At 66.8% G+C, this 24374-nt stretch carries 21 protein-coding genes; 4 read left to right on the plus strand and 17 right to left on the minus strand.

Annotation, left to right across the window (positions count from 1 at the left end):
• Positions 1-75: 75 nt before the first annotated feature.
• Genes Q1W68_RS02745 through Q1W68_RS02755 form a run of 3 tightly spaced genes read right to left on the minus strand, consistent with a single transcriptional unit; the run spans position 76 to position 10025 of the window.
• Positions 76-546 carry a hypothetical protein gene (locus Q1W68_RS02745; protein ID WP_300654003.1) on the minus strand — a complete coding sequence of 157 codons (471 nt, stop codon included), beginning with the start codon at positions 544-546 and terminating at the stop codon, positions 76-78.
• Positions 543-8282: a hemagglutinin repeat-containing protein gene (locus Q1W68_RS02750; RefSeq protein ID WP_300654000.1), complete on the minus strand. Its 7740-nt coding sequence runs from the start codon at positions 8280-8282 to the stop codon at positions 543-545. The genes Q1W68_RS02745 and Q1W68_RS02750 overlap by 4 nt, the downstream gene beginning before the upstream one ends.
• Before the next feature lie 15 nt (positions 8283-8297).
• Positions 8298-10025 carry a ShlB/FhaC/HecB family hemolysin secretion/activation protein gene (locus Q1W68_RS02755; RefSeq protein WP_300653998.1) on the minus strand — a complete coding sequence of 576 codons (1728 nt, stop codon included), beginning with the start codon at positions 10023-10025 and terminating at the stop codon, positions 8298-8300.
• A gap of 233 nt (positions 10026-10258) precedes the next feature.
• Between Q1W68_RS02755 and Q1W68_RS02760 the strand changes: the two genes are divergently transcribed.
• Entirely contained in the window at positions 10259-10702 is a 444-nt protein-coding gene (locus tag Q1W68_RS02760) for a VOC family protein (protein ID WP_300653995.1), read from the plus strand.
• On the opposite strand, the gene Q1W68_RS02765 is transcribed toward Q1W68_RS02760, so the two are convergent.
• The 3 genes from Q1W68_RS02765 to Q1W68_RS02775 all read right to left on the minus strand — a co-directional run bounded on the left by Q1W68_RS02765 (position 10703) and on the right by Q1W68_RS02775 (position 13292).
• Entirely contained in the window at positions 10703-11056 is a 354-nt protein-coding gene (locus Q1W68_RS02765) for a hypothetical protein (protein ID WP_300651716.1), read from the minus strand.
• 110 nt (positions 11057-11166) lie between these two features.
• A complete protein-coding gene (locus tag Q1W68_RS02770) occupies positions 11167-11640 on the minus strand; it encodes a hypothetical protein (RefSeq protein ID WP_300659988.1) in 474 nt (157 codons plus the stop codon).
• Positions 11641-11684: 44 nt separating this feature from the next.
• Positions 11685-13292, minus strand: coding sequence for an iron ABC transporter permease (locus tag Q1W68_RS02775; protein ID WP_300659990.1), 1608 nt, complete (start codon positions 13290-13292; stop codon positions 11685-11687).
• Between the two features lie 142 nt (positions 13293-13434).
• On the opposite strand from Q1W68_RS02775, the gene Q1W68_RS02780 reads away from it, so the two are divergent.
• Positions 13435-14550: an ABC transporter ATP-binding protein gene (locus Q1W68_RS02780; protein WP_300715537.1), complete on the plus strand. Its 1116-nt coding sequence runs from the start codon at positions 13435-13437 to the stop codon at positions 14548-14550.
• Here Q1W68_RS02780 and Q1W68_RS02785 read toward each other — a convergent pair whose 3' ends face one another.
• The 5 genes from Q1W68_RS02785 to Q1W68_RS02805 form a co-directional block, all read right to left on the minus strand.
• Entirely contained in the window at positions 14551-15963 is a 1413-nt protein-coding gene (locus tag Q1W68_RS02785; protein WP_300715538.1) for a PepSY domain-containing protein, read from the minus strand.
• Positions 15964-16009: 46 nt separating this feature from the next.
• Positions 16010-16240, minus strand: coding sequence for a hypothetical protein (locus tag Q1W68_RS02790; RefSeq protein WP_300655427.1), 231 nt, complete (start codon positions 16238-16240; stop codon positions 16010-16012).
• A 90-nt stretch (positions 16241-16330) separates the two neighbouring features.
• Positions 16331-16783: a hypothetical protein gene (locus Q1W68_RS02795; protein WP_300655425.1), complete on the minus strand. Its 453-nt coding sequence runs from the start codon at positions 16781-16783 to the stop codon at positions 16331-16333.
• Between the two features lie 42 nt (positions 16784-16825).
• Positions 16826-17308 (minus strand): copper chaperone PCu(A)C, encoded by a 483-nt coding sequence (locus Q1W68_RS02800; protein WP_300655424.1) that lies wholly within the window; start codon positions 17306-17308, stop codon positions 16826-16828.
• 118 nt (positions 17309-17426) lie between these two features.
• Positions 17427-17816 (minus strand): DUF2946 family protein, encoded by a 390-nt coding sequence (locus tag Q1W68_RS02805; protein ID WP_300655422.1) that lies wholly within the window; start codon positions 17814-17816, stop codon positions 17427-17429.
• Positions 17817-17914: 98 nt separating this feature from the next.
• Here Q1W68_RS02805 and Q1W68_RS02810 point away from each other — a divergent pair, with 98 nt between their 5' ends.
• A complete protein-coding gene (locus Q1W68_RS02810; protein ID WP_300655420.1) occupies positions 17915-18559 on the plus strand; it encodes a glutathione S-transferase in 645 nt (214 codons plus the stop codon).
• Here Q1W68_RS02810 and Q1W68_RS02815 read toward each other — a convergent pair whose 3' ends face one another.
• The 6 genes from Q1W68_RS02815 to Q1W68_RS02840 all read right to left on the minus strand — a co-directional run bounded on the left by Q1W68_RS02815 (position 18560) and on the right by Q1W68_RS02840 (position 23214).
• Complete coding sequence (locus Q1W68_RS02815) at positions 18560-19303, minus strand: lysophospholipid acyltransferase family protein (protein WP_300655418.1); 744 nt, start codon at positions 19301-19303, stop codon at positions 18560-18562.
• The gene (locus tag Q1W68_RS02820) at positions 19300-20631 is read right to left on the minus strand and encodes a dihydroorotase (RefSeq protein ID WP_300655416.1); all 1332 of its coding nucleotides are present in this window, start codon (positions 20629-20631) and stop codon (positions 19300-19302) included. The genes Q1W68_RS02815 and Q1W68_RS02820 overlap by 4 nt, the downstream gene beginning before the upstream one ends.
• A gap of 99 nt (positions 20632-20730) precedes the next feature.
• The gene (locus Q1W68_RS02825; RefSeq protein WP_300655433.1) at positions 20731-21693 is read right to left on the minus strand and encodes an aspartate carbamoyltransferase catalytic subunit; all 963 of its coding nucleotides are present in this window, start codon (positions 21691-21693) and stop codon (positions 20731-20733) included.
• Entirely contained in the window at positions 21690-22205 is a 516-nt protein-coding gene (gene pyrR / locus Q1W68_RS02830) for a bifunctional pyr operon transcriptional regulator/uracil phosphoribosyltransferase PyrR (protein WP_300715540.1), read from the minus strand. Before pyrR ends, Q1W68_RS02825 begins: the two co-directional genes overlap by 4 nt.
• Complete coding sequence (gene ruvX, locus Q1W68_RS02835) at positions 22202-22630, minus strand: Holliday junction resolvase RuvX (protein ID WP_300655410.1); 429 nt, start codon at positions 22628-22630, stop codon at positions 22202-22204. Before ruvX ends, pyrR begins: the two co-directional genes overlap by 4 nt.
• Positions 22627-23214, minus strand: a complete 588-nt coding sequence (locus tag Q1W68_RS02840) for a YqgE/AlgH family protein (protein ID WP_300655408.1) — start codon at positions 23212-23214, stop codon at positions 22627-22629. Before Q1W68_RS02840 ends, ruvX begins: the two co-directional genes overlap by 4 nt.
• A gap of 97 nt (positions 23215-23311) precedes the next feature.
• Between Q1W68_RS02840 and Q1W68_RS02845 the strand changes: the two genes are divergently transcribed.
• A partial coding sequence (locus tag Q1W68_RS02845; RefSeq protein ID WP_300715541.1) for a deoxyribodipyrimidine photo-lyase occupies positions 23312-24374 on the plus strand: 1063 nt, incomplete at its 3' end.

Consider the following 24374-nt stretch of genomic DNA (forward strand, 5'->3'; position numbering starts at 1 on the left):
CTGGAGATCGGTGCCACCTGCTCGGCTGTGGGATTTGCGGTGGCCATCCGTTGGTAAGCCCCCCACCGGCATATCTCACTTCACCTGATCCCCGGTGCAGGTGGCCACCCCCGTCTCGGGATCCAGCACATAGCTCCACCAGCGCGTGAGCAGATAGACCACGCAGCCAGGGCGCCACACACCTTCGGGTTCAGGCTCGACCGCGCCGTGCTCATCCATGCCCAGACTGGTGAACGGGTCCAGGTAGCCTTGCTCTGTGTAGGCGCCGTCGATCCTTCCTTCCCGCCTCAATCGTTTGGCCATCTCGTGCAGCTGATCCCATGGCATGTGCGTGGGGTTCTCGATCCGCCTCACCTGCCAGACCACCTCATTCTTCGCGTTCAGGCGGAAGACGTTGTGGTTGGCGAGTTCGATGTCTGGCCAGTCTTTGCCGGTCGGAAACTCAGGTGTCGAATATGGACTTGCATGAACGATTCGTCCCCCATCGGCAAGTTTCACCATATCAATGACGCGAAGGTCGCAAAAGGAGAGTATTTCTCGGGTCATTTGAGTGGCCTTGAATTGGAAAACCAGTTGCGGAACTCTGCGATTTCTTTAGGCGCAGTGGTCACCTCAAACTGCACCCCACCCCCGCCCCCATTGCCCCCGAGTCCTTGTTTGATCTGCACATCGTTGGCCACGGACACACGCAGAGAGTTGCCCGCCGGCACGCTCACGTCGGCCACATGGGTGGGCACCTGGGGGAGGGCGTACTTGCTGGCAATCTGCTCACGCGAGAGGCCTGCTATGTCATCGGCCCGCATCATCCAGCTGCCTGCCAGTTCAGACTTGTTGGCGACCTCCATGTAAACGCGAACGAACGATTCCGGTTGGGTGGTTTGCACTGCCACGATTTGGGTATTGGGTGTGTAGGGCGGCTTGAACCGCACGTCCGCTGCCAGCACCTCGGCGTTGACTTTATCTGCTGCAATGACCTCGGTCACCCGCGCCCCTTGTGGCAACCGCTGCGCAATCATCACATCGGCTTCATGTTTGCCGATCAGAACGGCAGGCTTCCAGTCACCCAGCGGCGACATCGCCCGAGCCGGGTCGGCAATCGAGTCCTCGCGGTAGATGTTGTTGGCGATTCGGTAGGCCTGCGCCTCACCGATCTCCTTGCCGGTTCTGGCCAGCACTAGCTCACGCACGATGGTGGTGGTCAAGGCCTTGGCCACAGCGAGCTGGCCCATGGCGACCACATCCAGGGCGATGAGCCCTAGTTCGGCTGCATCGCGCAGCGCCGGTGAGCGCTGAATCACGTTGATGGCCTTGTCCAGTTCCGTGATGCTGCGCCGCGCCTCTGCCTTGGCCGCCTCACTGACAGCGGGATCGGCCAGCAGCCTTTCAAGCGAGCCTTTTTCTGCCTGCAGCGAGCTCTCGCTCAAGATGCTCCTGTAGTCGATGGCTGCGGTGTTGCGCGCGTTCTTAAGTTCGTACTCCCTGAGCACCTTGACCTCGCACGCGCCGTCGCCCGCAGCGCGGCAGTCGCTGATCTTCTGGTGTTTGCTGCGCAGATCGGCGGCACTCAGATAGTTCTGTGATGTCGCGCCGAGCGCCGAGGCGGCCCCTGTGCTGCCGCCGGCTGCCGCTCCCAGCGCCAGCGCTGCGGTCTGCACCAGGGCTTGCTTGATCTGTACCGGCACATCCAGGGCAGCGATGTGCTCACCCAATGCGGGAATCGCGGTTTGCGTAAGGCCGGCACCTGCTGCGCCCCCAACACCACCGCCCAAGGCGCCCGCCACCATGTGCAAGGCCACACGCCCCGCACCGCCTTCTTTCCATGCCTCTTCCAGTGCCAAGGCTTCACCGAGCAAGGCATCGCGAGAAGCGGCGTCGCCCGCCTGTGCGGCCTGGCGCTTGAGGTCCTTCGCTTTCTCCAGTTGATCATTGGAGTACTGGCCAACGGCCTTGCTCGCCTGCTGGGTGAACGCCTTGGTGATGGCCACCTGTGCGGCGACCTCCTTCTGCACCCGCTCCTTTTCAAAGATGCGCTGAATGCCCGTCTCGGCATCGGTGCTGCGCACGGCGGTGTCCCCCGCGATACCACTGATGCCCGCGGTGGTGGTGCTCGCAGCCGATCCGCTGTCCGAGCCGATGCCCATACCGCTGGAGCCAAGCTGGCCACCTACACCGACGCTCACCCCGCTGGCGCTGGCCTTGTACTGCGCGGTATTGGCGATGTCGCTGGTGCTCAGTCCCTGCGTGCTGAAGCTGTTGAGGCCCTTGTCCACAGCCGCCTGGTTGCTGGCGATGGCACCACCGATGAGCTCGGTGTCTCCCGCCACACGCACCCCGAAGCCACCATCGCCGGCCTTCAAGCCACTTTGCTCGGTCACGCTGGCAAAGTCGCTTTGCGCGCCGCTCTTGCTCGCACTGAGCGATCCACCGGCACCGGCGCCGATGGTCACACTGGCGCTGGCGCTCTTTTGCTGAGCCGTGTATGTGCTCCTGTCCTTCAGGCTCTCGATGGTGAGGTCCCCACCCACCTCGGCCCGGATCAACGGTGCCTTGACCACCGCACCGCGCAGGGTGGTGTCACCCCCGCTGTCCATGCGCACAGCATCCCCTGCGGTGATGCGCGTGTTGCTGTGGGTGAGGTCGTCCCCAGCTTCCTTGCCACGGCCACCTCCGGCGCTGACGGTGACCCCCATGCCGCTGGTGCCCAAGCTCAAACCGATGCTGCCCGAGCTGGACTTGTTGCTGCCCGTGAGGCTGGCGGTGTTCTGCGCAGCCAGCAAGGCAACGTCACCTTCGGCGCTGAGCGTGGCGGTGCTGCCCGCGCTCACCTCGCTGCCACGGATGAGCAGGTCGCTGTCTGCACCAGCACCGCGGGCGGTGATGCTCACCGCCCCTCCCGCGACCATGCTGCTTCCGCGCGCGCTCTCGCTGCTCTGCACGGTGGTGCTCTGGCTCTTGTTGCTGCCCAGGCTGATGGAAACATCCACGCCACCGAGCCGATCGGCAGCATTCGCATCGCGTACCGTCTTGGTGCCGTCCAGACCAGTGGAGGTGACCTGGTTCGCTTTGTTGTCGATGGTGGTTCCCTTGCCAGCTTCAATCGCCTTGAGCGCGTTGTTCGCCGTCATGGCGCTGGCGGCCGCCGCGAGGCCCTTCATCCGGGCGTCCGAGGTGTTGCCGGCGGCAGAGACCTGGCTGGCGATGCTCTGTACCGCGCTGAGCACCGGGCTGCTGATGCTCACACTCAGCCCGCTTTGCTTGAACTTCTCTTCGGTGGTGCTCTGGCTGGTCTCGCGGGCCTCGGTGATGGCGATGTCTTTGGCGACGACGGTGACATCCCCACCCGGGGCGAGCAGATCAGAGCCGCTTTGGCGGTAGTTCTGACCCGCGATCACGGTGACATCACCACCGATCGCACCCACCGTGCTGCCCGCAGCCGTTGTTTGTTCAAACTGCTGCGCGCGGCTTTGCTGCTGCTTGCCCAGCGTGACGCCTGCGCCACTGGCGAACAGACCGCTTTTTTTGGTCTCGCGGAATTCACTGCTGCTGAACTGGTTTTCTTCGGCTTCAATCACCACGTCACGGCCTGCGCCCAGGGTCGTGCTGCCATCTCCAACCACTGAGGAGCCGCGCAGCGCGATGTCCTGCCCGGCTTGCATGGAGACATTCTTGCCACCCAGGCTGGAGCCCAGCGCCACATCGCTGGCCGATGAACGCCGCTCTTCGATGAACTTCTTGCTCAACACGCCACTGCGTTTGGTGTACACGCTGCTCGCGCTCTCACTGACCGCGCGCCCGGCCTCAAGCAGGATGTTGTTGCCGGCCTTCACGCTGAGGTCTTCCGCCACATTCACGCTGGCCGCGCGTGCCACCATATCGTTGCCCGCCTGAATGCTGATGCCGCCGGCGCCTTGCACACTGGTGCCCAGTTCTGTGCCGTTGCTGCTGCGCTGGTAGTTGCGCGCGTCGACCTCGGTGTTGTCGGAGCTGCCCACGGTCACGGTCTGCAGCTGCACATCACCTGCGGCCTTGATCACCGTGCTGCCTCCGGCACCCGCGTTGCTCACGCTGGCGCCAAGGAGCGCCACGTTGCCCCCAGCTTCGATGTTGAGCTGGGCGCCAGCGGTGTTGCCCACCCGCATGGTGCCCACGCCGGCCAGCTCCGTTCGGCTCTGGTCGACGTACCGACCGTTGAAGGAAGTCGTGTGCGTGGGGCTGCTGATGGTGACGTTGCGCCCGGCGCTGGCCAGCAACTCGGAACGCGCCTGCATCAGCCCGCCGATGTTGCTCAGGTCTCGCCCTGCCTGGGCCACCACCACACCGCCTTCGATGCGCCCACCGGCGTTGACCAGGTCTTCTGCGATCTGCAGCGAGACGCTGTTGCCCGCCAGCAGCGCGCCACTGGCGGCAAAGTCACCTTGGGGCACCTGGCGCACATACACCTGCGGCACCAGGGCCGTGGTCTTGCTGCCGTCGGGCAGCACCACCTCTCGCTCCACCAGCCACACCAGGTCGGTGGTGAGTTGGGCCATCTGCTGGGCTGAGAGCGCAACGCCGGGAATGAGTTGGTGCGCTTGGGCATATGTGATGCCGGCGTCCATGAGGGCCTGGAACTGCGCTTCGTCGTTGGCATGGCCTTCCAGAAAGCGCCGACCGGTGAGCTGCCCCACCTGCTCGCGAACGAGCCTTTGCTCGTAGAAGCCGTCGCCCAGGCGTTTCTGGAGCGCGTTGGGGTCGCTGCCGAGCGCGGCGAACATGTAGTCGCTGCCCAGCCATTGCCGGTAGTCGGTGAAACGGGGGTCGCTTTCGATCAGGTAGCGGCTGCCCGCATTGGCCGGCTGAAACATCGCGCTATTGGGCACGGTGACCGGTGCGGTGGCGTTGGGCAACGAAACGCCCAGAAAACCCAGGCCAGAGGTGGGCAGCGCGGTGGTGCGCGTCAGATCGGTGTTGGTGAGACTCTTGGCGGTGATGTTGAGTTGCTGGGCACCCGAGAGCGTGCCACCCACCTGACCGATGACCTCGGAGATGTCCGGGTTGGTCCAGTCGAACGAGCCCTGGCCGGCCGTGTGGCTGGTGTTCTGGAAACGGTGGGTGCGCTTGAGGGTCTGGCCTTCGTTGACCACGACAGCGCCTGCGGCCTGCATGTCCAGCACAACGCCCGCCTGGATGTCGGCGTACCGGTTGGTCAGTGAGTTGGTGATGTCCAGCCGCGTGTTGGAGCCGGAACGAAGCGAAGCGGGAGCACCCGCGTCTGCGTTGAGCCGGTCTTCGACCACGGTCTGTTGAGCGGTGCGGGTAACTTCAAGGCCTGGGTGAGTGGAGGTCAGCGCGCGGTGCGTGCTGCGCAAAATAGTGCTTTGCGCATCGCTGTAGCCGGGCTCCACGACCAGCAACGTGCAGTGGGTGGTGCAGCGGCCATAGGCATCCGAATAAGCAAGCGAGTTGCGCTGCCAGGCCAGCACGCCGTTGGTGTAGGCGGCTGTGGGGTCTGCCGCGCCTGCAACTTGATCCGGATTGGCCACGTCATCCTGGCGCACACGGGCGTGCAGCACGACCGTGGCGGCACTGCCCACGGTAATGCGCTCGCGCACGCCGTAGTACCCTGCATACCCGCCATTGGCCGCGTGATACACCGAGTCGGTGGGGTCGAGCTTGACCTCCACGCGACGAACGATGTTGCCATCCGGCGTCACCAGTTGCGTGTCGCCCACGATGTTCGCGGGATTGACGAGGTAGAACTGATGGCGGGTGTAGTTGGAGGTGTACTCGATCGGAACGTCGTGCCGGTTTTGCCCATTGACCCACCAGGACGGCATGCTCAGAACGGATGTTTGGTCCACCACAGTGGTCTGGCTCATGGCAATGTTGCGCCGCTCATTCGTCAGTGTGCCGGTGGCGATGCGCAGGTCGCCCACGGCCTCGATCTGAGCGCTCAGGTTGTTGATGCTCTGGGCAAGTCCCGTGGCCGCGAGAGTCGCGTCCAGACTGCCAGCGATGGCCACATTGCCGCCGCTGTAGATGAGCGCACCGTCTTCGTTGTTCAAGGTCTGCACGCCGAGGTCGAGCCGCTGGCGGGCTGCAATGACCGGCGCGGTGGCACCACCAGCTGCTGGTCGGTTGTTCAGGGTGGAGGCGGCGATGGCAATCTGGTCTCCGAAGATGGCACCAGCCCCGGTGTTGTTGAGCGTGCTGACCTGGATATGGACCAAGCTGGGGGGCGCGGTCACGGTGGCCTCGTTGGCAATGACCAGGCCCCGGTTGTTGAGGGTGTCGGCGTCGATGGCGATGCTGTCCGACGCAGTGATGCGGGCGCCTGCTGCGTTGGTGAAGGTGTCGGTGGCTTCCAGCGTCTGGTGAGTGGCCTCCAGGGTGCCGGTGTTGCCAATGCCCCGGGCGATGAGGATCAGGCTCTGGTTGGCAATCAGCTGGCCAGCGTTGTTGACCAGGGCGGTGGTGGTGATCTGCAGATCACCGCTGGCTTCCATGCTGGCGCCGATCGCGTTGGTGACGTCAGCGGTGGTGTCCAGGCTGATGTTGCCGCCAGAGAGCACACCCGCGTTGGTGAAGCTGGCCGCTGCGATGCTTGCACTTTGCGCGGACCAGATGTTGGACTGGGTGGCACCGTCGGCCCCATTGGTGACGGCGCCCGCGTGGATGGTGAGGTCACCGCTACTGCCAATCAAACCCGCCTCCGCGGCCTGCACACCGTTGACAAGTTCGCCTGTGTTCAGCGTGAGGTTGGCCTGCGAGGCAATGCGACCGGCCGTGTTGTCCAGTTGTGCGCCCCGGGTGTCGATGGTGCTGCTGCCCACAGCTTGCAGGCGGCCACGAATATTGGTCAATGTGCCCCAGGTGGTCAGATCCAGCGTGCCCGCGCTGAGGATCTCCCCATCGGTGTTATTGGTCTGGCCAACAGCGGCCAGCAAGGCCCCACCAGAGCCGATGGAGCCGGCGGTGTTGTTCGTCACACCCGTGGTGAGCGTGAGCGCAGCGCCAGCGTGGATCAAGCCCCTGTCGTTGTTCAGCGCGGCGCTGTTGATCGTGGCGCTCTGGCCGGCTGCCAAGGTGCCTGTTGTGTTGTCCAGCGCGCCACCTGCGTTCACGGTGAGCGTGCCGCTGGCGGCGATCTCGGCTTGAACGGTGTTGGAGATGGTGGCGCCGGCGGCGATGCTGGCATGGCCCTGGCTGCTGATGAGGGCACTGGCGGGCGTGCCATCGCCGGTGTTGCTGATCACACCCAGGGCCCGGATGGACAGGTCGCCTTTGGCTTGGACCTTGCCACTGTTCACGAGCGATCCATCGGTCTTGAGCACCCAGGTGCCTTCGTGGGCGATGAGCGATCCCCGGTTGTTCACACCCAGGCCCGCCTCGGTGCCCACCAGATAGATCTTGCCGGCGTACATGCCGCCCAGCGCGCCCACGTCGAGCATGAACGTGGGCGCAGCGCCGTTGCCGGCGATCGGGGTGCTCAGTGCAGACGCACCCGATGCGAGTGCCTTGACCTCGTTGGAGCCGGTCACCACGGTGAGGTCCTTCGCCCACACACCCGCGTTCACCTGCATGGCCCGCGTGAGGATGGCGGTGTGGTCGGCGGTGCTGGTGTCCAGCCCCAGGCCTTCGATGTTGACGGAGCCGCCTTGCACACGGAAAGCGTCGAGGTGGCCGCTGTTCATCACGGGTGTGCCCGTGGTCAGCGTGACACCCGAGGCGTTGATGAATCCACCGCCGTTGACCTGGATGCCCGCCGGGTTGGCGATGATCACCTCGGCCCGGCGGCCCGCCACCTCCACATAACCGTTCAAGTGGCTGGGGTGGCTGGAATGGACCTCATTGAGGATCACGCGGGCCTCACCCGTGGCCAGCCAGGGGTTGGCGGCGATGTGTCCACCCAACTGCGTGCTCACGTTGCTGCGGCTGTTGTTCAGGATGGCGCCGTTGGACTGAACGTCGAAGCGGCTGTAGGTGTTGCGGGAAACCCCGGCGACTGAAGGCGTCTGGATATCGATCTGCGGCAGGCCGTTGGCGGTCTGCAGGATGGTGGGGCGCTGGTTGCCCGGAGCGCTCGGGTCGGCGACGATCTGTGGGTGCGCGGGGGTGCACAGCAACAGCACCGCCAACGCCGTCAGCGAGCGTTTGATGGCGGCATCTGCCCACGGCGATCTCGTCGAGCCGGGCGCGGCCTCGCCCGCAGCGGCCCCGCCGTGGGAGCCCGCCGTTTCCGCCACCACCATGCGATGGCCCCGTGCGGCGTTGAAGATGATGCGGTGACGGTTCTTGTTCATGGGCATTCCCTGGAATCAGAAAGAAGCAGCAAGGCTGAAACCCGCCGTGACAGAGGCGGAGCGAAAGGCTTTGGGCTGGCTGATGGGCCTGCCGATGAAGACGTCGTAGCTCAGGCGGTCGAGCTGGCCGCGAACGCCCAGCACCGCACCGGCCAGGCTGCGCCCCACGAGAAACCGGGCCGAGGGGCCACTCACCGTGCCGAAGTCCACGCCCAGGTAGGCCTCGTGGCCGGTTTCCCCCAGGGCCCAGCCCAGGTCGTTGCGCAAGGTCCACCCCCGCTCGGCCGACAGGCTGGACTCGCCATCAAAGCCACGCACGGAGTAGCGCCCGCCGATGGCGAAACGGTCTTGCGGGGTGAGCGGCGTGCCGTTGCGCTGGACCCGCCATGCGCCTGCGTAACGCAGCGGCTGGCTGGCCAGCTTGAAGGGCGCGGTGAAGCTCACATCGAGCGTGGTGATGCGCATGCGCGAAGTGCCTTCGTCGAATGCCTCCTCGGGCGCGGGCATCGCGCTGAATGCGCCGGTGCCGCGTTTGTGCGCCAGGTTCACATCCAGCGTGGCCCTGCCGACAAACTCCCTGTGCGCGAGACCCAGTTCCCAGCCACCGGTGGCGCGGCGCTGGGTCTGCACCTCGGTGTCGTCGATGAAGTTCTTCGACCGGCGCAACCAGCCCTTGAGGCTGGCGGTGGTTTTGCGGCTGGCATCGCGGTAAAAGAGGCGAGAGAGCTTGAGGTCAGCGCTGTCGTTCTGGCCGCTGTAGACGTAGTCCTGGTTCAACCCGGCCACGCTCTGGTGGTAGCGGCTGGCCGATTGGGTGAAGCCCAGCAACCAGTGGTCCCACGGCAGGGAATAGTGGACCGTGTGTCCCTGCGTTCCACGATCACCCGCCCGGCCGCCGCCGAGATCCCGGTTGACGGTGACGTAAAACAGGTCGTTGAGCGTCCACCCATGGTCAAGGCTCAGGGTGGCGCTGCCCTGGTACCGGCCGGTGGCCTTGGAGCCGCTGTCGTCCAGCGTGACGTTCAGGCGAAAGGGCAGCGACTGGCGCCAGGAGATGACCAGGTCGCTCTGGCCCGGCACATCGGCGGGTTCGATCTGGATGTCGGCCTCGGTCGTGGGCACCCGTTTGAAGTTCTCCAGCGCTTGTTCAACATCGCGCAGGTTCAGGACATCGCCCGGTTGTGCGGGCATCGCGTTCCAGGCGGTGGCGCGGTCATCGGGCGTGGCAAAACGGATGGCCCGGATGCGCCCTGGCAACAAGCTCAGGGTCAGGCGCCCGCTGGACAGGTTCTGTGCCTCGAACACGATGCGCGACGTCACAAAGCCGCGCTCTATCAAGGCTTGCTGCGCTCGCTCGGCGGCGACATTGACCCCGGCAACCCCCAGGCAGCGCCCGATCGCGGGATCGGGTCCCGCGATCAGGTCGGCCAGAGCCCACTGAAAGGACTCACTTGAATCACCCACCAGTGCGACTTCGTGGATGGCCCGACATGGCGCCTCCAACTCGGGCCAGGGCCTGCGTTGATCGAACGTGGGAGGGGTGAGTTCGTTGGGTGAGGCTTGCAGCTGCCGACGCCGCGCCTCTTCACGGTCCCGTTGAAAACGTTCCTGTTGTTCGCCTTGCTGGCGGACGTCGGGCGGCGGGGTCGTTGGCGCCTGTGCGTGCGCGTTGGCCGCTGCGACCATCGCCAGCAATGTGCCACGCGCGGCGCTCATCACCAACCGAAGACGGTTGCGGCTCATGCGGAAACTCCCTGAATTCTTTGTTGGATCAACACCAGTTGCCTGTGCACTGGCAAACGTGATCACAACAAATCAGGGAGTCCGTTGGCATACCGCAGCTGTACTAATTTCTTACAAAGAGTGTGCACAACGTCACGAATCGCCAATCAAAGAATTCATGCGCTTTGTAGCGTGTCGAAATCCACTCACTGCGTCAGTCGTTGCCTCGCATGCCGCACGTACAACCACCCCTTATGGAGGTCCTCATACCGATCCAACTCTGCGCCTGCCTCTCATACGACTGCGACTGCACCGATGCAATGGTGTTCCACGTCAAGGTGCTTGACGCCGAGCGTAAAGCGCCCGTGACTTACGGCCAGATGCCCGGCGAAGTGCCGGTGCCGCCCGAGCACGCCCACCGCGTCATGCACGCCTACCTCGTACACCCCGACTTTGCCGTCATGGCCGGCAACACCCCCCCCGGTGTGCGCTACACCGGCATCCAGGGCTGCATGCTGGCCATCACCTGCCCGACGGTGGCCAAAGCGACGCGCGTGTTCAACGCGCTGGCCGAGGGTGGCCAAGTGGGCATGCCCCTGGCCAAGAAATTCTGGGCCGACACCTTCGGCATGGTCACCGACCGCTTCGGCATCCCTTGGGGCGTCAACGGCCGCCTACGGGACATGGCCCCCATGTGATCAACGGTGCGTGAGGCGCGCCAGCAGCAGACCGAGCACCACGCCGACGCCCACGGCGGTCAGTGGGTGGGCCCGCGTGCGCGCACGCACGCCCTCGGCCGCCTTCCTGCCCGCCTCGCGCAGTTGCATGGCGCGACGCTGCTGGCGCGAGGCCGAGTCGACATCACCGTCCCTGAACGCGGCTTCGGCTTCATCGGTCTGGCGCTCGACGCGGTCGTTGGCCTCCTGCAGCAGGTGTTTGGTGATGTCGCTGCCGTGCTCGGCCATGCCGGTGTGGCCCGGCTCACGAACGACCTCGGTGCTGGGAATGCCGGTGTAAGGGAACGCGTTGTCGGTGTCGGTGTTGCTGGACATGGGTGTCTCCAAAAAGCCCGCGACGTGGGGCCCAGAACACGACAGTAGATGCGTCGAACCACCGGGTCTGTTCGTTGCCGCACGGCGGTCCGCACCCTGTCCGGTGCGCCTCAGAGCTGTCCTTCGCTCAGCGTGTCGAGCTGAAAGCGTCCGCTGCGGTCCCACAGCCAGGTGTCCACGTACTGCACGCGCCCGAAGCCGGGCGGTGACGGGAACGGCGCGGCGGCGCGCACCAGGCGTTCGATCTCGGCCATGACCTCCGGCGCATGGCTGGGGCCGCGCAGCCAGCGCGTGGACCCCACGCGCCCACCCTGGCTCAGTTCCACCTCGAACACGCCGATGGCGTACAGCATGGGCGGCAGTTTTCCCCGGAAGATGCGGTCGGGGTACTGGCGGTAGAGGTGGGTGGCGGCTTCGCGGCGGTAGGCTGCGCTGGCGGGCGCCCGGCCGGGCAGCGGTGCGCGGGTGCCGCAACCGGCGGCCAGCGCCGCAGCGCCGGTGGCGGCGGCCAGCGCCATGAACCGGCGGCGTTCTTCCAGGGTTTTGGTGAGCATGGGATAGGACGGCGGGTTGAAATCGTGCATTGGACCAGCGTGCAAGCGGCGGCACAACGGGCCGCAACACCCGCTTACCGCTGTCGCAAGGTCCGGCTCAGCAGGATCACCGGCACCAGCCCCACGAGCACCAGCGTGAGCGCGGGCAAGGCCGCTTCGCCCAGGCGCTCGTCGCGCGCGAGCTGGTAGGTGACCACGGCCAGGGTGTCGCTGTTGAAGGGGCGCAGCACCAGCGTGGCGGGCAGCTCCTTCATCACGTCCACAAACACCAGCAGCGCGGCGGCGGCGGTGGAGCGCTTGAGCAGCGGCCAGTGCACCCGGGCCGCCAGCCCGAGGCCGGTGGTGCCGAGCATGCGGGCCGAATCGTCGAGGCTGGCCGGAATGCGCGCGTAGCCGCTTTGCAGGGACTGCAAGGCCACGGCGGTGAAGCGCACCATGTAGGCCCAGACAATGCCCAGCGCCGTGGCGGTGACGAAGTAGCCCACGCTGGTGTCGGGCTGGATGGCCTGCAACCAGCCCACCGGCAGGAGCAGGCCGACCACGATGACCGCGCCCGGCACGGCATAGCCGAGGCTGGCGAGTTGCACCACGCCACGCGTGATCTGGCCCGGCCGCACGCGAACGGAGAAAGCCAGGGCGAGCGCGATGAGGGTGGCCAGCGCCGCCGACAGACCGGCGAGCCACACACTGTTGCGCGACCACTGCACGAACGAGGTCCAGGGCAGCTCCTCCCAGCCGCCGATGAGGGGACGCAGCATGAACAGCACCGGCAGCACAAAACCGAACGCGATCGGCAGGGCACACAACACAACAGCCAGCGCCGCGCGCCCCCCGTGCAGCTGCGCGGGCTGCGCTTCGCTGCTGCCGGCTCGCATGCCGCGCAGGGTCGAAAAACGCATGCGGTGCTGCGCGCGGTGCTCCAGCCACAGCAGCAGCGCCACCACGGCCAGCAGCATGGTGGCGAGCTGCGCGGCGGCGGAGCGGTTGTCCATGGCCAGCCAGGCTTTGTAGATGCCGGCGGTGAAGGTCTGCACACCGAAGTAACTCACCACGCCGAAATCGGCCAGGGTTTCCATGAGCGCCAGCGCCACGCCAGCCGCCACGGCGGGGCGGGCCAGCGGCAAAGCCACCTCGCGGATGCGCCGCGCCAGCGGGGCGCCGAGCAGGCGCGCGGCTTCCATCAGCTGCGAGGCACGCTCCGACAGGGCCGTGCGCGCCAGCAAATACACATAGGGATAAAGCGAGAAGGTGAACACCCAGACCGCGCCCGGCGTGTTGCGGATCTCGGGGAACACGCGACCACTCAGGCCGAAGCTCTCGCGCAGGCCCACCTGCAGCGGGCCGCTGAACTGCAGGAAGTCGGTGTACGCATAGGCCACCACATAGGCCGGCATGGCCAGTGGCAGCAGCAGCGCCCATTCAAAGAAACGGCGGCCGGGAAACTCGAACAGGGTCACCGCGCTGGCGGTGAGCATGCCCACCACCGCCACGCCCACCGCCACCGACACGCACAGCAGCACGGTGGTGAGCGCGTACTCCGGCAACACCGTCTGCGCCATCTGGCCCAGCACGTCGCGCGCGGCAGCATCGAACTGGAACCACGAGCCACCCAGCGACAGCACGGGCAGCGTGAGCAGACACGCAAGCAGGATCAACGGGGCGAGGGCCAACCAGCGCAGCATGAGGTGAGGGAGGTGGGGAAAGGGAGAGGGCCGGGCGGGATGATGGCACGCGGGCCCGCCGCGCTGGGCGAGGGGCTTTTGATCCACATCAATGCAAATGCGAATTGTAGTTATCTACAATGACCCAACACCGATCCAGACCATGTTCCTCAACGTCTCCCAACTCAGCGTGCGCTACCCCGGCCAGCCCCAGGCCGCGGTGGACGGCGTGACGCTCGGGCTGCGCGCCGGTGACATCGGCGTGCTGATCGGCCCCTCGGGCTGCGGCAAGACCACGCTGCTGCGCGCGGTGGCGGGCCTGGAGCGCGCCAGCAGCGGCAGCATCACGCTCGAAGGCGAGAAAGTCAGCGACGGCGCCCACCACATGCCGGCCGAGCAGCGCCGCATCGGCATGGTGTTCCAGGACTACGCCCTCTTCCCGCACCTCGACGTGGGCAAGAACATCGCCTTCGGCATCGACCGCCTGCCGCGCGCCGAGCGCGATGCGCGCGTGGCCGAGGTGCTCAAGCTGGTGGGCCTGGACGGCATGCAGAAGCGTTTTCCCCACGAGCTCTCGGGCGGGCAGCAACAGCGCGTGGCCCTGGCCCGCGCGCTGGCGCCGCGCCCTCGCCTGCTGCTGCTCGACGAACCTTTTTCCAATCTCGATGTGGACCTGCGCGAACGCCTGGCCCACGAGGTGCGCGGCATCCTCAAGGCCGCGGGCGCCACGGCGCTGTTCGTCACGCACGACCAGCTGGAAGCCTTTGCCATCGGCGACGTGATCGGCGTGATGCACGAAGGCCACCTGCACCAGTGGGAAGACGCCTACGCGCTCTACCACCGCCCGGCCACGCGTTTCGTGGCCGAGTTCATCGGCCACGGCGTGTTCGCACCGGCTCAGATCAGCCAGGTGGGCAACGACGTTTCGGTGCAAACGCCGCTGGGTGCTTTGCAGGACGTGGACGAATGCCCGCTGCCCACGGCCTACGCCTCGGGCCTGTGCGACGTGCTGCTGCGCGCCGACGACATCGTGCACGACGACCACGCGCCCGTGAAAGCACAGATCTTGCGCAAGGCGTTTCGCGGATCGGAGTTTCTCTACACGCTGCGCCTGGCCAGCGGCGAGGTGCTGATGACCCACGTGCCCTCGCACCACAACCACGCGGTGGGCGAGTGGATCGGCATCCGCGCCGAGGTGGACCATGTGGTCACCTTCGAACGCGGATCGGGTGCGTCGAGCCCGCCGGCGCCGGGCGTGGCGCGGGCGCACCCGGTCTGATCAGCTCAGCCTGGTCTTGAGCGCGGGCAAGCGAGAGAGCACCAGCCAGTCCAGCAGCAATACCGCGAGCAACACCGCACCGCTGAGCGGAAACGCCAGCGCCACGCCACATATCACCAGCGCGCCACCTTTCCACAGCGGCAAGTCGCGTGGCACGGGCGGTGCCGCGAGGCGCCCGCTGCGCGCCGGCCGGCGTTTCCACCACATCACGATGCCGCTGACGCACACGAACGCGGTGGCCGCACAGAACAGCAGGTTGAGCGCGGCATTCCACAGCCCCAGGTCGCCCTGGTGCAGCGCAATGCCCACCGCCATGCCTTGGGCCACCAGCGGGTAGTCGGCAAACGCGGCTTCGGCAATCACGCGGCCGCTGTGGCGGTCCACATGCACGGTGCGGTCCTTTGTGGGGTTCTTCAGATCACCGCTCATGGTGTCGGCCGAGACCGTGAAGACACCGGTGGCGCTCTGCGGCAGCAGGATGTGGTGCTGACCCTCAAAACCGAGTTGCTTCGCCAGCGCAGCCACCGTGTCCAGGTTCACCGCCTGGCCGGCGGGCACGCCCGCCACCCCGACGGCGGAGCCTGAAGCGGGCAGCGGCGTCTGCTCCAGCCCCCAGGGCACTTCTTTCTGGCCGGCGGTGTTCAGCGTGGCGTGGGCAGCGTCCGAGAGCGGTACCGCGTCCCACTTGGCAGCGGGAAACGTGCCCCAAGGTTGCGCGAATTGCGCGCCCCACACCCCCGTCCACGACAGGCCGGTGAGCAGGAACAGGAACAGCACCGCGCTGATCCAGAAGCCCACGCTGGCGTGCAGCGAACGCCACCACAGGCGGCCCCGGAGCCGCAGGTCGGGCACGAGCACCTGCGCCCAGCGTGTGGCGCCGCGCGGCCAACACAGGTAGAGGCCGGTGACGATCATCACGATGCCCAGACCCGCGGCGATCTCGATCAGGTGGTCACCCCAGTCACCGATGAGCAGCGTGCCGTGGATGCGTTCAGCCCAGGCGAACACGGTGTTGCCTTTGTCCACGAGGTGCAGCACCTGCGCGGTGTGCGGGTCCACCGCCACCGCCTCGGTGAGGCCGTCGCGTTCGACCACGAACCAGCTCGCCACGTCGGGTGCGCGCGGCGCGATGTATTCGCGCAGCGTGGCCTGCGAGCGCAGCGCCAGCACGGCGTCGGCCTGCGCACCGACCGGCAGCGTCACAGCCTGCGGCGTCACGTGAACCGTGAAGCCGAGCCGGTTCTGGAAACCGGTGAAAAACACCATGACGGCGCCAGTGATGGCCAGCATGAGCAGGAAGGGCACGACGTAAAGGCCGGCGTAGAAGTGCCAGCGCCAGGCGACGGCGTGAAAACGGGAAGAACGCTGTTCGGCGACCACGCGCTTGGAAACGGCTGGATGGATGGGAGGCATGGGAAGGATGGCGTGAGGAAAGAAATGGCCGATGGGCCTTGAAGACTCAGTGGGGGTGGTTGTCCATCAGCGCAGCGTTGGGGCCCTGACCGGGCGCGACCCAGCGCGCGACGCGCAGGTGGCTGGAGACGAAGTACGCCTCGTCGAACAGCAGGGCGGCGGCGGGCCCGCGCAGCACGACGTGAAACAGCCGCCAACAAGGTCCGTGGTCGCCGGGCGACCACGCGGTGTCGGCACGGGCGAGCACCCGCACCAAAGGAACATGTTGGAACGACAAAGCCATCTCCTGCACCGACAAAGACAGACCCCGGCGGGCGGGATCGGCTGGAGGCAGGCGCATCCGCGAGGGATGGCGCTGCCCGCGACGTCAGGACAGGAAAGGTGGGCCGGTGGCCCGGGGTCGCGAGTGGGGCCAGTCCGCCAGGTGCGGATCGCGGTGGGCCGGCGCAAGGATCTGCGGGCCACGGGCGGAAGCATCCTGTGGCGCCATGTCCACCGGCAGGCAACGGTCGACGCCCAGGCTGCACAGGGCGCAATGGTCGAGCACCGCGGCGTGCGCGGACGGCAGGGAGGTGCTCTCGACCGAATCGGCGGCGTCCGACACGCTGAAGGCTTCGGCGCCGCCGAGCGCGATCCAGCGCACCCCGCTGGGACCGCAGATCTCGATCCAGTCCACGCCGGCCTGGCCGGGCGGCGGAGAGCCGCCCGCCTGCACACCCATGGCCCGCGACACGGCGGGCGCCAGCGCGGCCAGCAGCATCATCGCCAACACCCAGCGGGCGAAGGCGTGGCTCAAGCGGGACTTGGCGCAGCGGGTCATGGCAGCGAGAGGCAGGCAGCGGTCAGTTCAGGGTCGGGCCGCTCAGTGTTTGTGGCCGGAACCGTGGCCCTCGGCCTTGGCGGCGGCCGGCGTGTTCAGGGCGCGTGCCATGGCCTTGATCTCGACCGTCTGGCGCAGGCCGTCCTTGCCTTCCACCACCAGCGACACGGGCACCACGTCGCCCTCTTTCACCGGTCCCTTGAGGTCCATCAGCATCACGTGGTAACCACCGGGCTTGAGCTCCACCGTCTTGCCGGCGGGCAAGGCGAGTGCGGGCACGGCGCGCATCTTCATCACGTCGTTTTCCATCGCCATTTCGTGGATCTCGACCACGCCGGCCATCGGCGAGGTGGCTTGCACCACGCGGCTGTCGGCCTTGGCGGTGAGCTGCATGAAAGCGCCGGTGGCTTTCTGCTGCGCCACGGTGGCGCGGATCCAGGCGTCCTTGACTTCAACGTTGGCGGGTGCCTGGGCCCAGGCGCTGGCGGTGAGCGACAGCAAGGTGGCGATGATGAGTTTTTTCATGAGAGCTCCAGAGGGGGTTGGGGAAAGGCAAAGGCCCGTGTCGGCGCGAAACGCGCACAGCAAGACCAGGGAACAGCGCAACAGATCCGCACGGCCCGAAGCCGGGGATCCGGACAGCTCAGGCGAGCGGTGGGGCGCGCGACTGCGCGGTCGACCACACTGCAGACGGCACGATCGACGCAAACATTCCGCCAGACGGGGTGCCCGGCGCGTGGGTGACCAGCGCCGTGGTGGCGTGGGTCGGCGGCACATCGGCACTGCCCTGCAGCAGGCACCAGGCGCAGGCCGACGCGGCTGCCGCCATCGGGGCGGACTCGGTGGTGGACGCATCGACGGCGCTGTCGACCCGCACCCACACCACACCGCTGGTGCTGCACACCTCCACCCAGCCCGGGCGGTCCGAGCTGGCCACCGCCGCCTGCGCCAGCGTGGGCGCGAGCGCACCCCACAGCATGGCGAGCAGGGCCAGCCAGGCGGCAAGTCGGTGGGTGGATCGGGTGCCAAACATCGGGCGCGAGTTTATCAGCGGGGTCCGTCATCTGCGGGACGCACGCAAGATCACCCCCGCGAATACGATGACGACACCCCTCAACAACGGAGACCGACATGCTCACACTCTGCGGATTCGCGGCCAGCAACTACTACAACAAGGTCAAACTCGCCCTGCTCGAAAAAGGCGTGGCCTTTGAAGAGGAGCTGGCCTGGCTCGGCCAGACCGACAAGGCCGCCAGCCCGCTGGGCAAGGTGCCCTACCTCAAGACCGAGGCGGGTGCTCTGTCCGAGTCCACCGTGATCCTCGAATACATCGAAGACGCCTACCCGGCCCACCCCCTCATGCCCGCTGACGCCTTCGAGAAAGCCAAGGTGCGCGAGATCTTGCGTTACCTCGAACTGCACCTGGAGCTGGTGGCACGCAACCTGTACGGCGAAGCTTTCTTCGGTGGCAAGGTGAGCGACTCGGCCAAGGAGAAAACCGGCGAGCAGCTCACCAAAAACGTGGCGGCGTTTGCTCAGCTGGCGAAGTTTTCACCTTTCATTGCAGGCGACAGCTTCACCCTGGCCGACTGCGCCGCCGCCGTGCACCTGCCGCTGGTGAGCAGCGCCACCAAGATCATTTACGGCCGCGACTGCCTGGCCGACTTGCCAGTGGGCGACTATTTGAAACGCCTGGGCGAGCGGACCACGGTGCAAAAAGTCAATGCCGAGCGCAAGGCCAACACCGCCTTGATGATGCAGCGCGCCAAGGGTTGATCAGTCCGGCGGATTTCGCAGCCGCTCGACCTCGAGGCGCAGGTCCTGAGACCAGGTCCGGCGATCCCGACCGAGCGGCGGCTGGGCCTCGCCGTAGCGCACCTGGGCTTGCAGGCCGTCTGCACACAGGGTGGACCAGATTGAGGCAACGAGCGTCGTGTCGCCGATGAACAGCGGGCCGTCGTGCCGCCCGCCGCGAATGCTGTCAACGAAACTCAAGGCCAGCGGCAGCACAGGCGCGTTGGCCGTGATGGCGGCCTGCAGCAAGTTGGCATGGAACGGCAGCAGGGTGCGACCATCGCCCGTGGTGCCTTCGGGGAACACGGTGAGCACGTCGCCTGCGCGCAGTCGCTCGGCCATGTGGTGCACCACGCGCATGGCATCGCGCCGGCTTTCGCGTTCGATGTAGAGCGTGCCCGCGCCGGTGATGAGCGAGCCCAGCAGCGGCCAGTTTTTCACGTCGGCCTTGGAAACGAAGCGGCTGGGGTGCGCCGCGTTGAGCACCAGGATGTCGAGCCACGAAATGTGGTTGGAGACCATGAGCAACGGGCCGTGTGCGGGCGCCTCACCCTGCACCACCAGCTCCACCCCCAGGATGGTCAGCATCTGGCGCGACCACTCTCGCACCAGCAGCCGGGTCTGCGGCGGCGTGAGTCGCCCGAACTCGGTGCGGATGATCCACAAGCCGCGCAGCACGTGGCCGATGGCACGCAGGGCGCGCCAGGCGGCGCGCAGCTGTTTCACGCGAGCGCGTCCGACAGCTGGTGCGCCACCTGCCCGCCCACCAGCGTGGCGCGCACGCGCGCGGGCAGCTCGTGCCCACCAAACGGCGTGTGTTTGCCCTGGCTGCGCAGCGCGCTGGCTTGCACGGTCCAGCTGGCGTTGGGGTCGAAGATGCAGAGGTCGGCCACGCCGCCCACCGCGATGCGGCCCACGCTGGCCTGCAGCGTGCCCAGGCTCGCGCCCAGCACCGACTGCGGGCCGCTGGTGAGCACGGTCAGTGCCTGCATGAGGCCCAGGTCGTCCTGCTGCGCCCAGGTGCAGGCCAGACCCAGCAACAGCTCGACCGCGGTGGCACCGGGCTCGGCTTCGGCGAACGGCAGTGTCTTCGCATCGCTGTCCACCGGGTTGTGGTCGGACACCAGTGCGTCGATGGTGCCGTCGGCCAGACCGGCGCGCAGCGCGTCGCGGTCGCGCTGCTGGCGCACGGGCGGTTGCAAGCGCAGGCGGCTGTCGTAGTAGCCGATGTCGATGTCGGTCAGGTGCAGGTTGTGCACGCTCACATCGCACGTGACGGGCAGCCCTTCGGCCTTGGCCTGGCGCACCAGCGCGAGACCCGCAGCGCTGCTGATGCGGCACAGGTGCACGCGCGCGTTGGCGCTGCCGGGCGTCTTGCCCTGCGTGGCGCGCATGAGTTCAAACAGCGTGTGCAGCGCGATGGTTTCTGCCGCCGCCGGAATGCCGGCCAGGCCCAGGCGCGTGGCCAGCGGGCCGCTGGCGGCCACGCCCTTGCCGAGCCAGAAGTCCTGCGGGCGCAGCCACACGGTGTAGCCGAAGGTGGCGGCGTACTGCAGCGCGCGCTGCAGCACCTGCACGTTGACGATGGGCACCTCGGCCTGGCCGAAGCCGATGCAGCCGGACTCGGTGAGCTCGGCCATTTCGGTCAGCACCTCGCCCTGCAGGCCGCGCGTGAGCGCGCCCAGCGGGAACACGCGCGCCAGGTGCAGCTTCTCGGCGCGGAACTTGAGCATGTCCACCAGGCCGGGTTCGTCCAGCACCGGATCGGTGTCGGGCGGGCAGACCAGCGAGGTCACACCGCCGGCCACGGCCGCGGCCATTTCACTCTCGAGCATGCCGGCGTGCTCTTGCCCGGGTTCGCGCAGGCGCACGGCCAGGTCCACCAAGCCAGGCGCGACCACGCAGCCGGTGGCATCCAACGTGCGGGCGGCGTGGAAGTCGGGCGCCACGTTGCCGATGGCGATGATGCGGCCGGCGGCGATCGCCACGTCGGCGATCTCGTCGCGGCCGGTGGCCGGGTCCATCACACGGCCGTTCTGAATCAGGATCTTCATTTCGTTACCTTGTTGTGCCAGGTTTCGCCGCCGGGCCGCCCCAAGGCGAAACGCGCCCCCCCGGGGGGCAGCGACCCGCGAAGCGGTGGAGCGTGGGGGTCAAGCTTCATTTCCGGCGACGATCGACATGACGGCCATGCGCACCGCAATACCGTAGGTGACCTGCGGCAGGATCACGCTCTGCGGTCCGTCCACCACCGCGGAATCGATCTCCACGCCGCGGTTGATCGGGCCTGGGTGCATCACGATCGCGTCCGCCTTGGCCCAGCGCAGCCGCTCGGGCGTGAGGCCGAAGCTCTTGAAGTACTCCTGGCTCGACGGCAGCAGCGCACCGCTCATGCGTTCGTTCTGCAGGCGCAGCGTGATCACCACGTCGCAGTCCTTGATGCCCTCTTCCAGCGTGTGACACACGCGCACACCCATCTGCGAAAGGTCGCTCGGCACCAGGGTGCGCGGGCCGACCACGCGCACGTCGGGGCAGCCCAGCGTGGTGAGGGCGTGGATGTCGGAGCGCGCCACGCGCGAGTGCAGCACGTCACCCACGATGGCCACCGAGAGTTTGGTGAAGTCCTGCTTGTAGTGGCGGATGGTGTACATGTCGAGCAGCCCCTGCGTGGGGTGCGCGTGGCGCCCGTCGCCAGCGTTGATCACGTGCACGTGCGGCGCCACGTGCTGCGCGATCAGGTACGGCGCGCCCGACTCGCTGTGGCGCACGACGAAGATGTCGGCCGCCATGGCGCTGAGGTTGGCGATGGTGTCGAGCAGCGACTCGCCCTTGGCGGTGGAGCTGCGCGCGATGTCCAGGTTGATCACGTCGGCAGACAGGCGCGTGGCGGCGATCTCGAAGGTGGTGCGGGTGCGCGTGCTGTTTTCGAAGAACAGGTTGAACACGCTTTTTCCGCGCAGCAGCGGCACCTTCTTCACCTCGCGGTTGCTCACGCTCACGAAGTTGGCCGCGGTGTCCAGGACCTGGGTGAGGATGTCGCGCGAGAGGCCCTCGGTGGAGAGCAGGTGAATGAGTTCACCGTTCTTGTTGAGTTGGGGATTGCGTCGCACGGTCAGGCTTTCTTGGTTTCGAGCACGAAGCTCAGGCGCCCGGCGTTGTCGCGCGCGAGTTCGAGCGAGCGGCCTGCGGGCACATCGGCGCGGGCGGCGCACACCGTGGGCTCGATCGGCAGTTCGCGCCCGCCCCGATCCACCAGCACCGCCAGGCGCACACTGGCCGGGCGGCCGTAGTCGAAGAGTTCGTTGATCACGGCGCGCAACGTGCGCCCGGTGTAGAGCACGTCATCGACCAGCAGCACGTGTGCTCCGTTCACGTCGAAGGGCAACACGGTTTGTGCGCTCGATGCCAGCCCGCGTTGCGCGAAGTCGTCGCGGTGCATGCTGGACGAGATCACACCGGCGTTGCCGCTCAATCCCAGGTCGCGCTGCAGGCGTTCGGCCAGCCAGGCGCCGCCGGAGGTGATGCCGGCGAGAACCACCGGTGCGGGTGAGGCGTCGATCAAGCCCTTCACCGCGGGCAGGAGTTCGGCGTAGAGCGCCTCTGCATTCAGAGGCAAGGACTCGGTCAAGGCAGGCTCCTCAAAAACTGTTCCAGGATGATGCAGGCCGATGCGGCGTCGGCATCTTTGGCCCCCAGGCTGTGGGCTTCGGTGGTGCTGTAACGCTCGTCCACCTCGAACACCGGCAGGCCGTGGCGGCCACGCAGCTGGCGGGCAAACTTCAAGGCGCGCGCGGTGTTCTCGTGGGCCGCGCCGTCGGGGTGGTAAGGCACACCCACCACCAGCGCATCGGGCTGCCACTCTTTCAGCCGTTGCGCGATCAGGGGAAAACGTGCGTCGCCCTCGGCGTTGATGGTGGCCTGCGGCGTGGCGCTGCGGGTGATGCGGTTGCCGGTGGCCACGCCGGTTCGTTTGAGTCCGAAGTCGAACGCCAGAAACATCTGGCAATGCGCCGGGACTTCAAGGGTCGTGGGCGCAGCGGCAGGTGCACTCATGCGTGGCCTGCGTCCGGTGAAAGCATCCACGGTTGCAGACCGAGCAAAGCCATGGCGCGCTCGTAGCGCTCCGCGACCGGCGCATCAAAAATCAACGAAGGATCGGCCTCGACCGTCAGCCAGCTGTTCTCGGTGATTTCCGATTCGAGCTGACCCTGGCCCCACGAGGCGTAACCGAGCGACACAAACACCCGGCGCGGGCCGGCACCCGAGGCCATGGCCTCCAGCACGTCCTTGGAGGTGGTCATTTCCAGACCGCCGGGGATGGAGAGCGTGGAGGCGTAGACCGATTCGCCCTCGCCCGACACCGCCTCGTGCAGCACAAAACCGCGTTCGGTCTGCACCGGGCCGCCCTGGAACACGGGCAGCTCCAGCAGGTCGTCGCGGCCCATGGGCAGGTCCACCTTCTCGAACAGGCGCGGCAGCAGGATGTCGCTGGGCTTGTTGATCACCAGCCCGAGTGCCCCACGTTCGCTGTGCTCGCACATGAACACCACGCTGCGACCAAATAGCTCATCGCTGAGGCCGGGCATCGCAATCAGAAAATGATTGGTCAGGTTGATGGGGGCAAAATCAGCTGGCATTGGCCGATTTTAAGCCGCTTGTCCGCCCTCGAGAGAGGGCCACCACGATCTCCCCGGACGTGGTCACCGCCATTCCCAACACCACCCGCCCGGACGCATGAACACCTACGACAAAGGCCTGATGTGGTTCCGCCGCGACCTGCGCGCGCAAGACAACGCCGCGCTGTACCACGCGCTCAAGGTGTGCCGGCAGGTCTGGTGCGTGTTCGTCTTCGACACCGACATCCTCGACGCCCTGCCCCGCGCCGACCGCCGCGTGGCGTTCATCCGCGAATCGCTGGTCGAGCTGGACGCTGCGCTGCGAGCACTCGGACGGGACAACGGCGTGGAAGGCGTGGGCCTGATCGTGATGCACGGCCCGTCGGTGAAGGCGGTACCGGCACTGGCCCAGGAACTCGCCGTGCAGGCGGTGTTTGCCAACCACGACGACGAGCCCGCGGCCAAGGCGCGCGACGCCCACGTGTTCGGCGACCTGGCGCACGCCGGCATCCTGCTGCACAGCCACAAGGACCACGTGATCTTCGAGCGGCGCGAGGTGCTCACGCAGATGGGCAATGCGTTCGGCGTCTTCACGCCCTACAAGAATGCCTGGCTCAGGGCGCTCACGCCTGAGCACCTCAAGGCCCACCCAGTGGCGCAGGTCGCGAGCACGCTGGCGCCCTTGCCGACCGCCTGGGCCAAACCGGTGCCCACGCTGGCCGACATCGGGTTCGAACCCACCAACCTGTCGCAACTGCCGCTGCCCACCGGGATGAGCGGCGCGCACCGCCTGTTTGAAGACTTTGTAGAACGCATCGACCGCTACGACGAGACGCGCAACTTCCCTGCCGTGAAAGGCCCGAGCTACCTCAGCGTGCACCTGCGCTTCGGCACCATCTCGATCCGCCACCTCGCCTCGGTGGCGTACCAGATGCACCTGCAGGGGCTCGTGGGCGCGAGCACCTGGCTGTCGGAGTTGATCTGGCGCGACTTTTACCACCAGGTGATGGCCAACTTTCCGCACGTCGTGGACAAGGCGTTCAAGCCCGAGTACGACCACATCAAGTTCGAGCACGGCAAACACGCCAAGGAGCTGTTCGCCGCCTGGTGCGAGGGCCGCACCGGCTACCCGCTGGTGGACGCGGCCATGCACCAGATCAACCAGACCGGCTACATGCACA

It is taken from the genome of Hydrogenophaga sp., assembly GCF_030158645.1.
Lineage (GTDB): Bacteria > Pseudomonadota > Gammaproteobacteria > Burkholderiales > Burkholderiaceae_C > Hydrogenophaga.

What these genes read in the sequence shown, in the direction of transcription:
- Q1W68_RS02745 (WP_300654003.1), bottom strand. Translation starts at nt 546, where the DNA reads ATGACCCGAGAAATACTCTCCTTTTGCGACCTTCGCGTCATTGATATG.
- Q1W68_RS02750 (WP_300654000.1), bottom strand. Translation starts at nt 8,282, where the DNA reads ATGAACAAGAACCGTCACCGCATCATCTTCAACGCCGCACGGGGCCAT.
- Q1W68_RS02755 (WP_300653998.1), bottom strand. Translation starts at nt 10,025, where the DNA reads ATGAGCCGCAACCGTCTTCGGTTGGTGATGAGCGCCGCGCGTGGCACA.
- Q1W68_RS02760 (WP_300653995.1), top strand. Translation starts at nt 10,259, where the DNA reads ATGGAGGTCCTCATACCGATCCAACTCTGCGCCTGCCTCTCATACGAC.
- Q1W68_RS02765 (WP_300651716.1), bottom strand. Translation starts at nt 11,056, where the DNA reads ATGTCCAGCAACACCGACACCGACAACGCGTTCCCTTACACCGGCATT.
- Q1W68_RS02770 (WP_300659988.1), bottom strand. Translation starts at nt 11,640, where the DNA reads ATGCACGATTTCAACCCGCCGTCCTATCCCATGCTCACCAAAACCCTG.
- Q1W68_RS02775 (WP_300659990.1), bottom strand. Translation starts at nt 13,292, where the DNA reads ATGCTGCGCTGGTTGGCCCTCGCCCCGTTGATCCTGCTTGCGTGTCTG.
- Q1W68_RS02780 (WP_300715537.1), top strand. Translation starts at nt 13,435, where the DNA reads ATGTTCCTCAACGTCTCCCAACTCAGCGTGCGCTACCCCGGCCAGCCC.
- Q1W68_RS02785 (WP_300715538.1), bottom strand. Translation starts at nt 15,963, where the DNA reads ATGCCTCCCATCCATCCAGCCGTTTCCAAGCGCGTGGTCGCCGAACAG.
- Q1W68_RS02795 (WP_300655425.1), bottom strand. Translation starts at nt 16,783, where the DNA reads ATGACCCGCTGCGCCAAGTCCCGCTTGAGCCACGCCTTCGCCCGCTGG.
- Q1W68_RS02800 (WP_300655424.1), bottom strand. Translation starts at nt 17,308, where the DNA reads ATGAAAAAACTCATCATCGCCACCTTGCTGTCGCTCACCGCCAGCGCC.
- Q1W68_RS02805 (WP_300655422.1), bottom strand. Translation starts at nt 17,816, where the DNA reads ATGTTTGGCACCCGATCCACCCACCGACTTGCCGCCTGGCTGGCCCTG.
- Q1W68_RS02810 (WP_300655420.1), top strand. Translation starts at nt 17,915, where the DNA reads ATGCTCACACTCTGCGGATTCGCGGCCAGCAACTACTACAACAAGGTC.
- Q1W68_RS02820 (WP_300655416.1), bottom strand. Translation starts at nt 20,631, where the DNA reads ATGAAGATCCTGATTCAGAACGGCCGTGTGATGGACCCGGCCACCGGC.
- ruvX (WP_300655410.1), bottom strand. Translation starts at nt 22,630, where the DNA reads ATGAGTGCACCTGCCGCTGCGCCCACGACCCTTGAAGTCCCGGCGCAT.
- Q1W68_RS02840 (WP_300655408.1), bottom strand. Translation starts at nt 23,214, where the DNA reads ATGCCAGCTGATTTTGCCCCCATCAACCTGACCAATCATTTTCTGATT.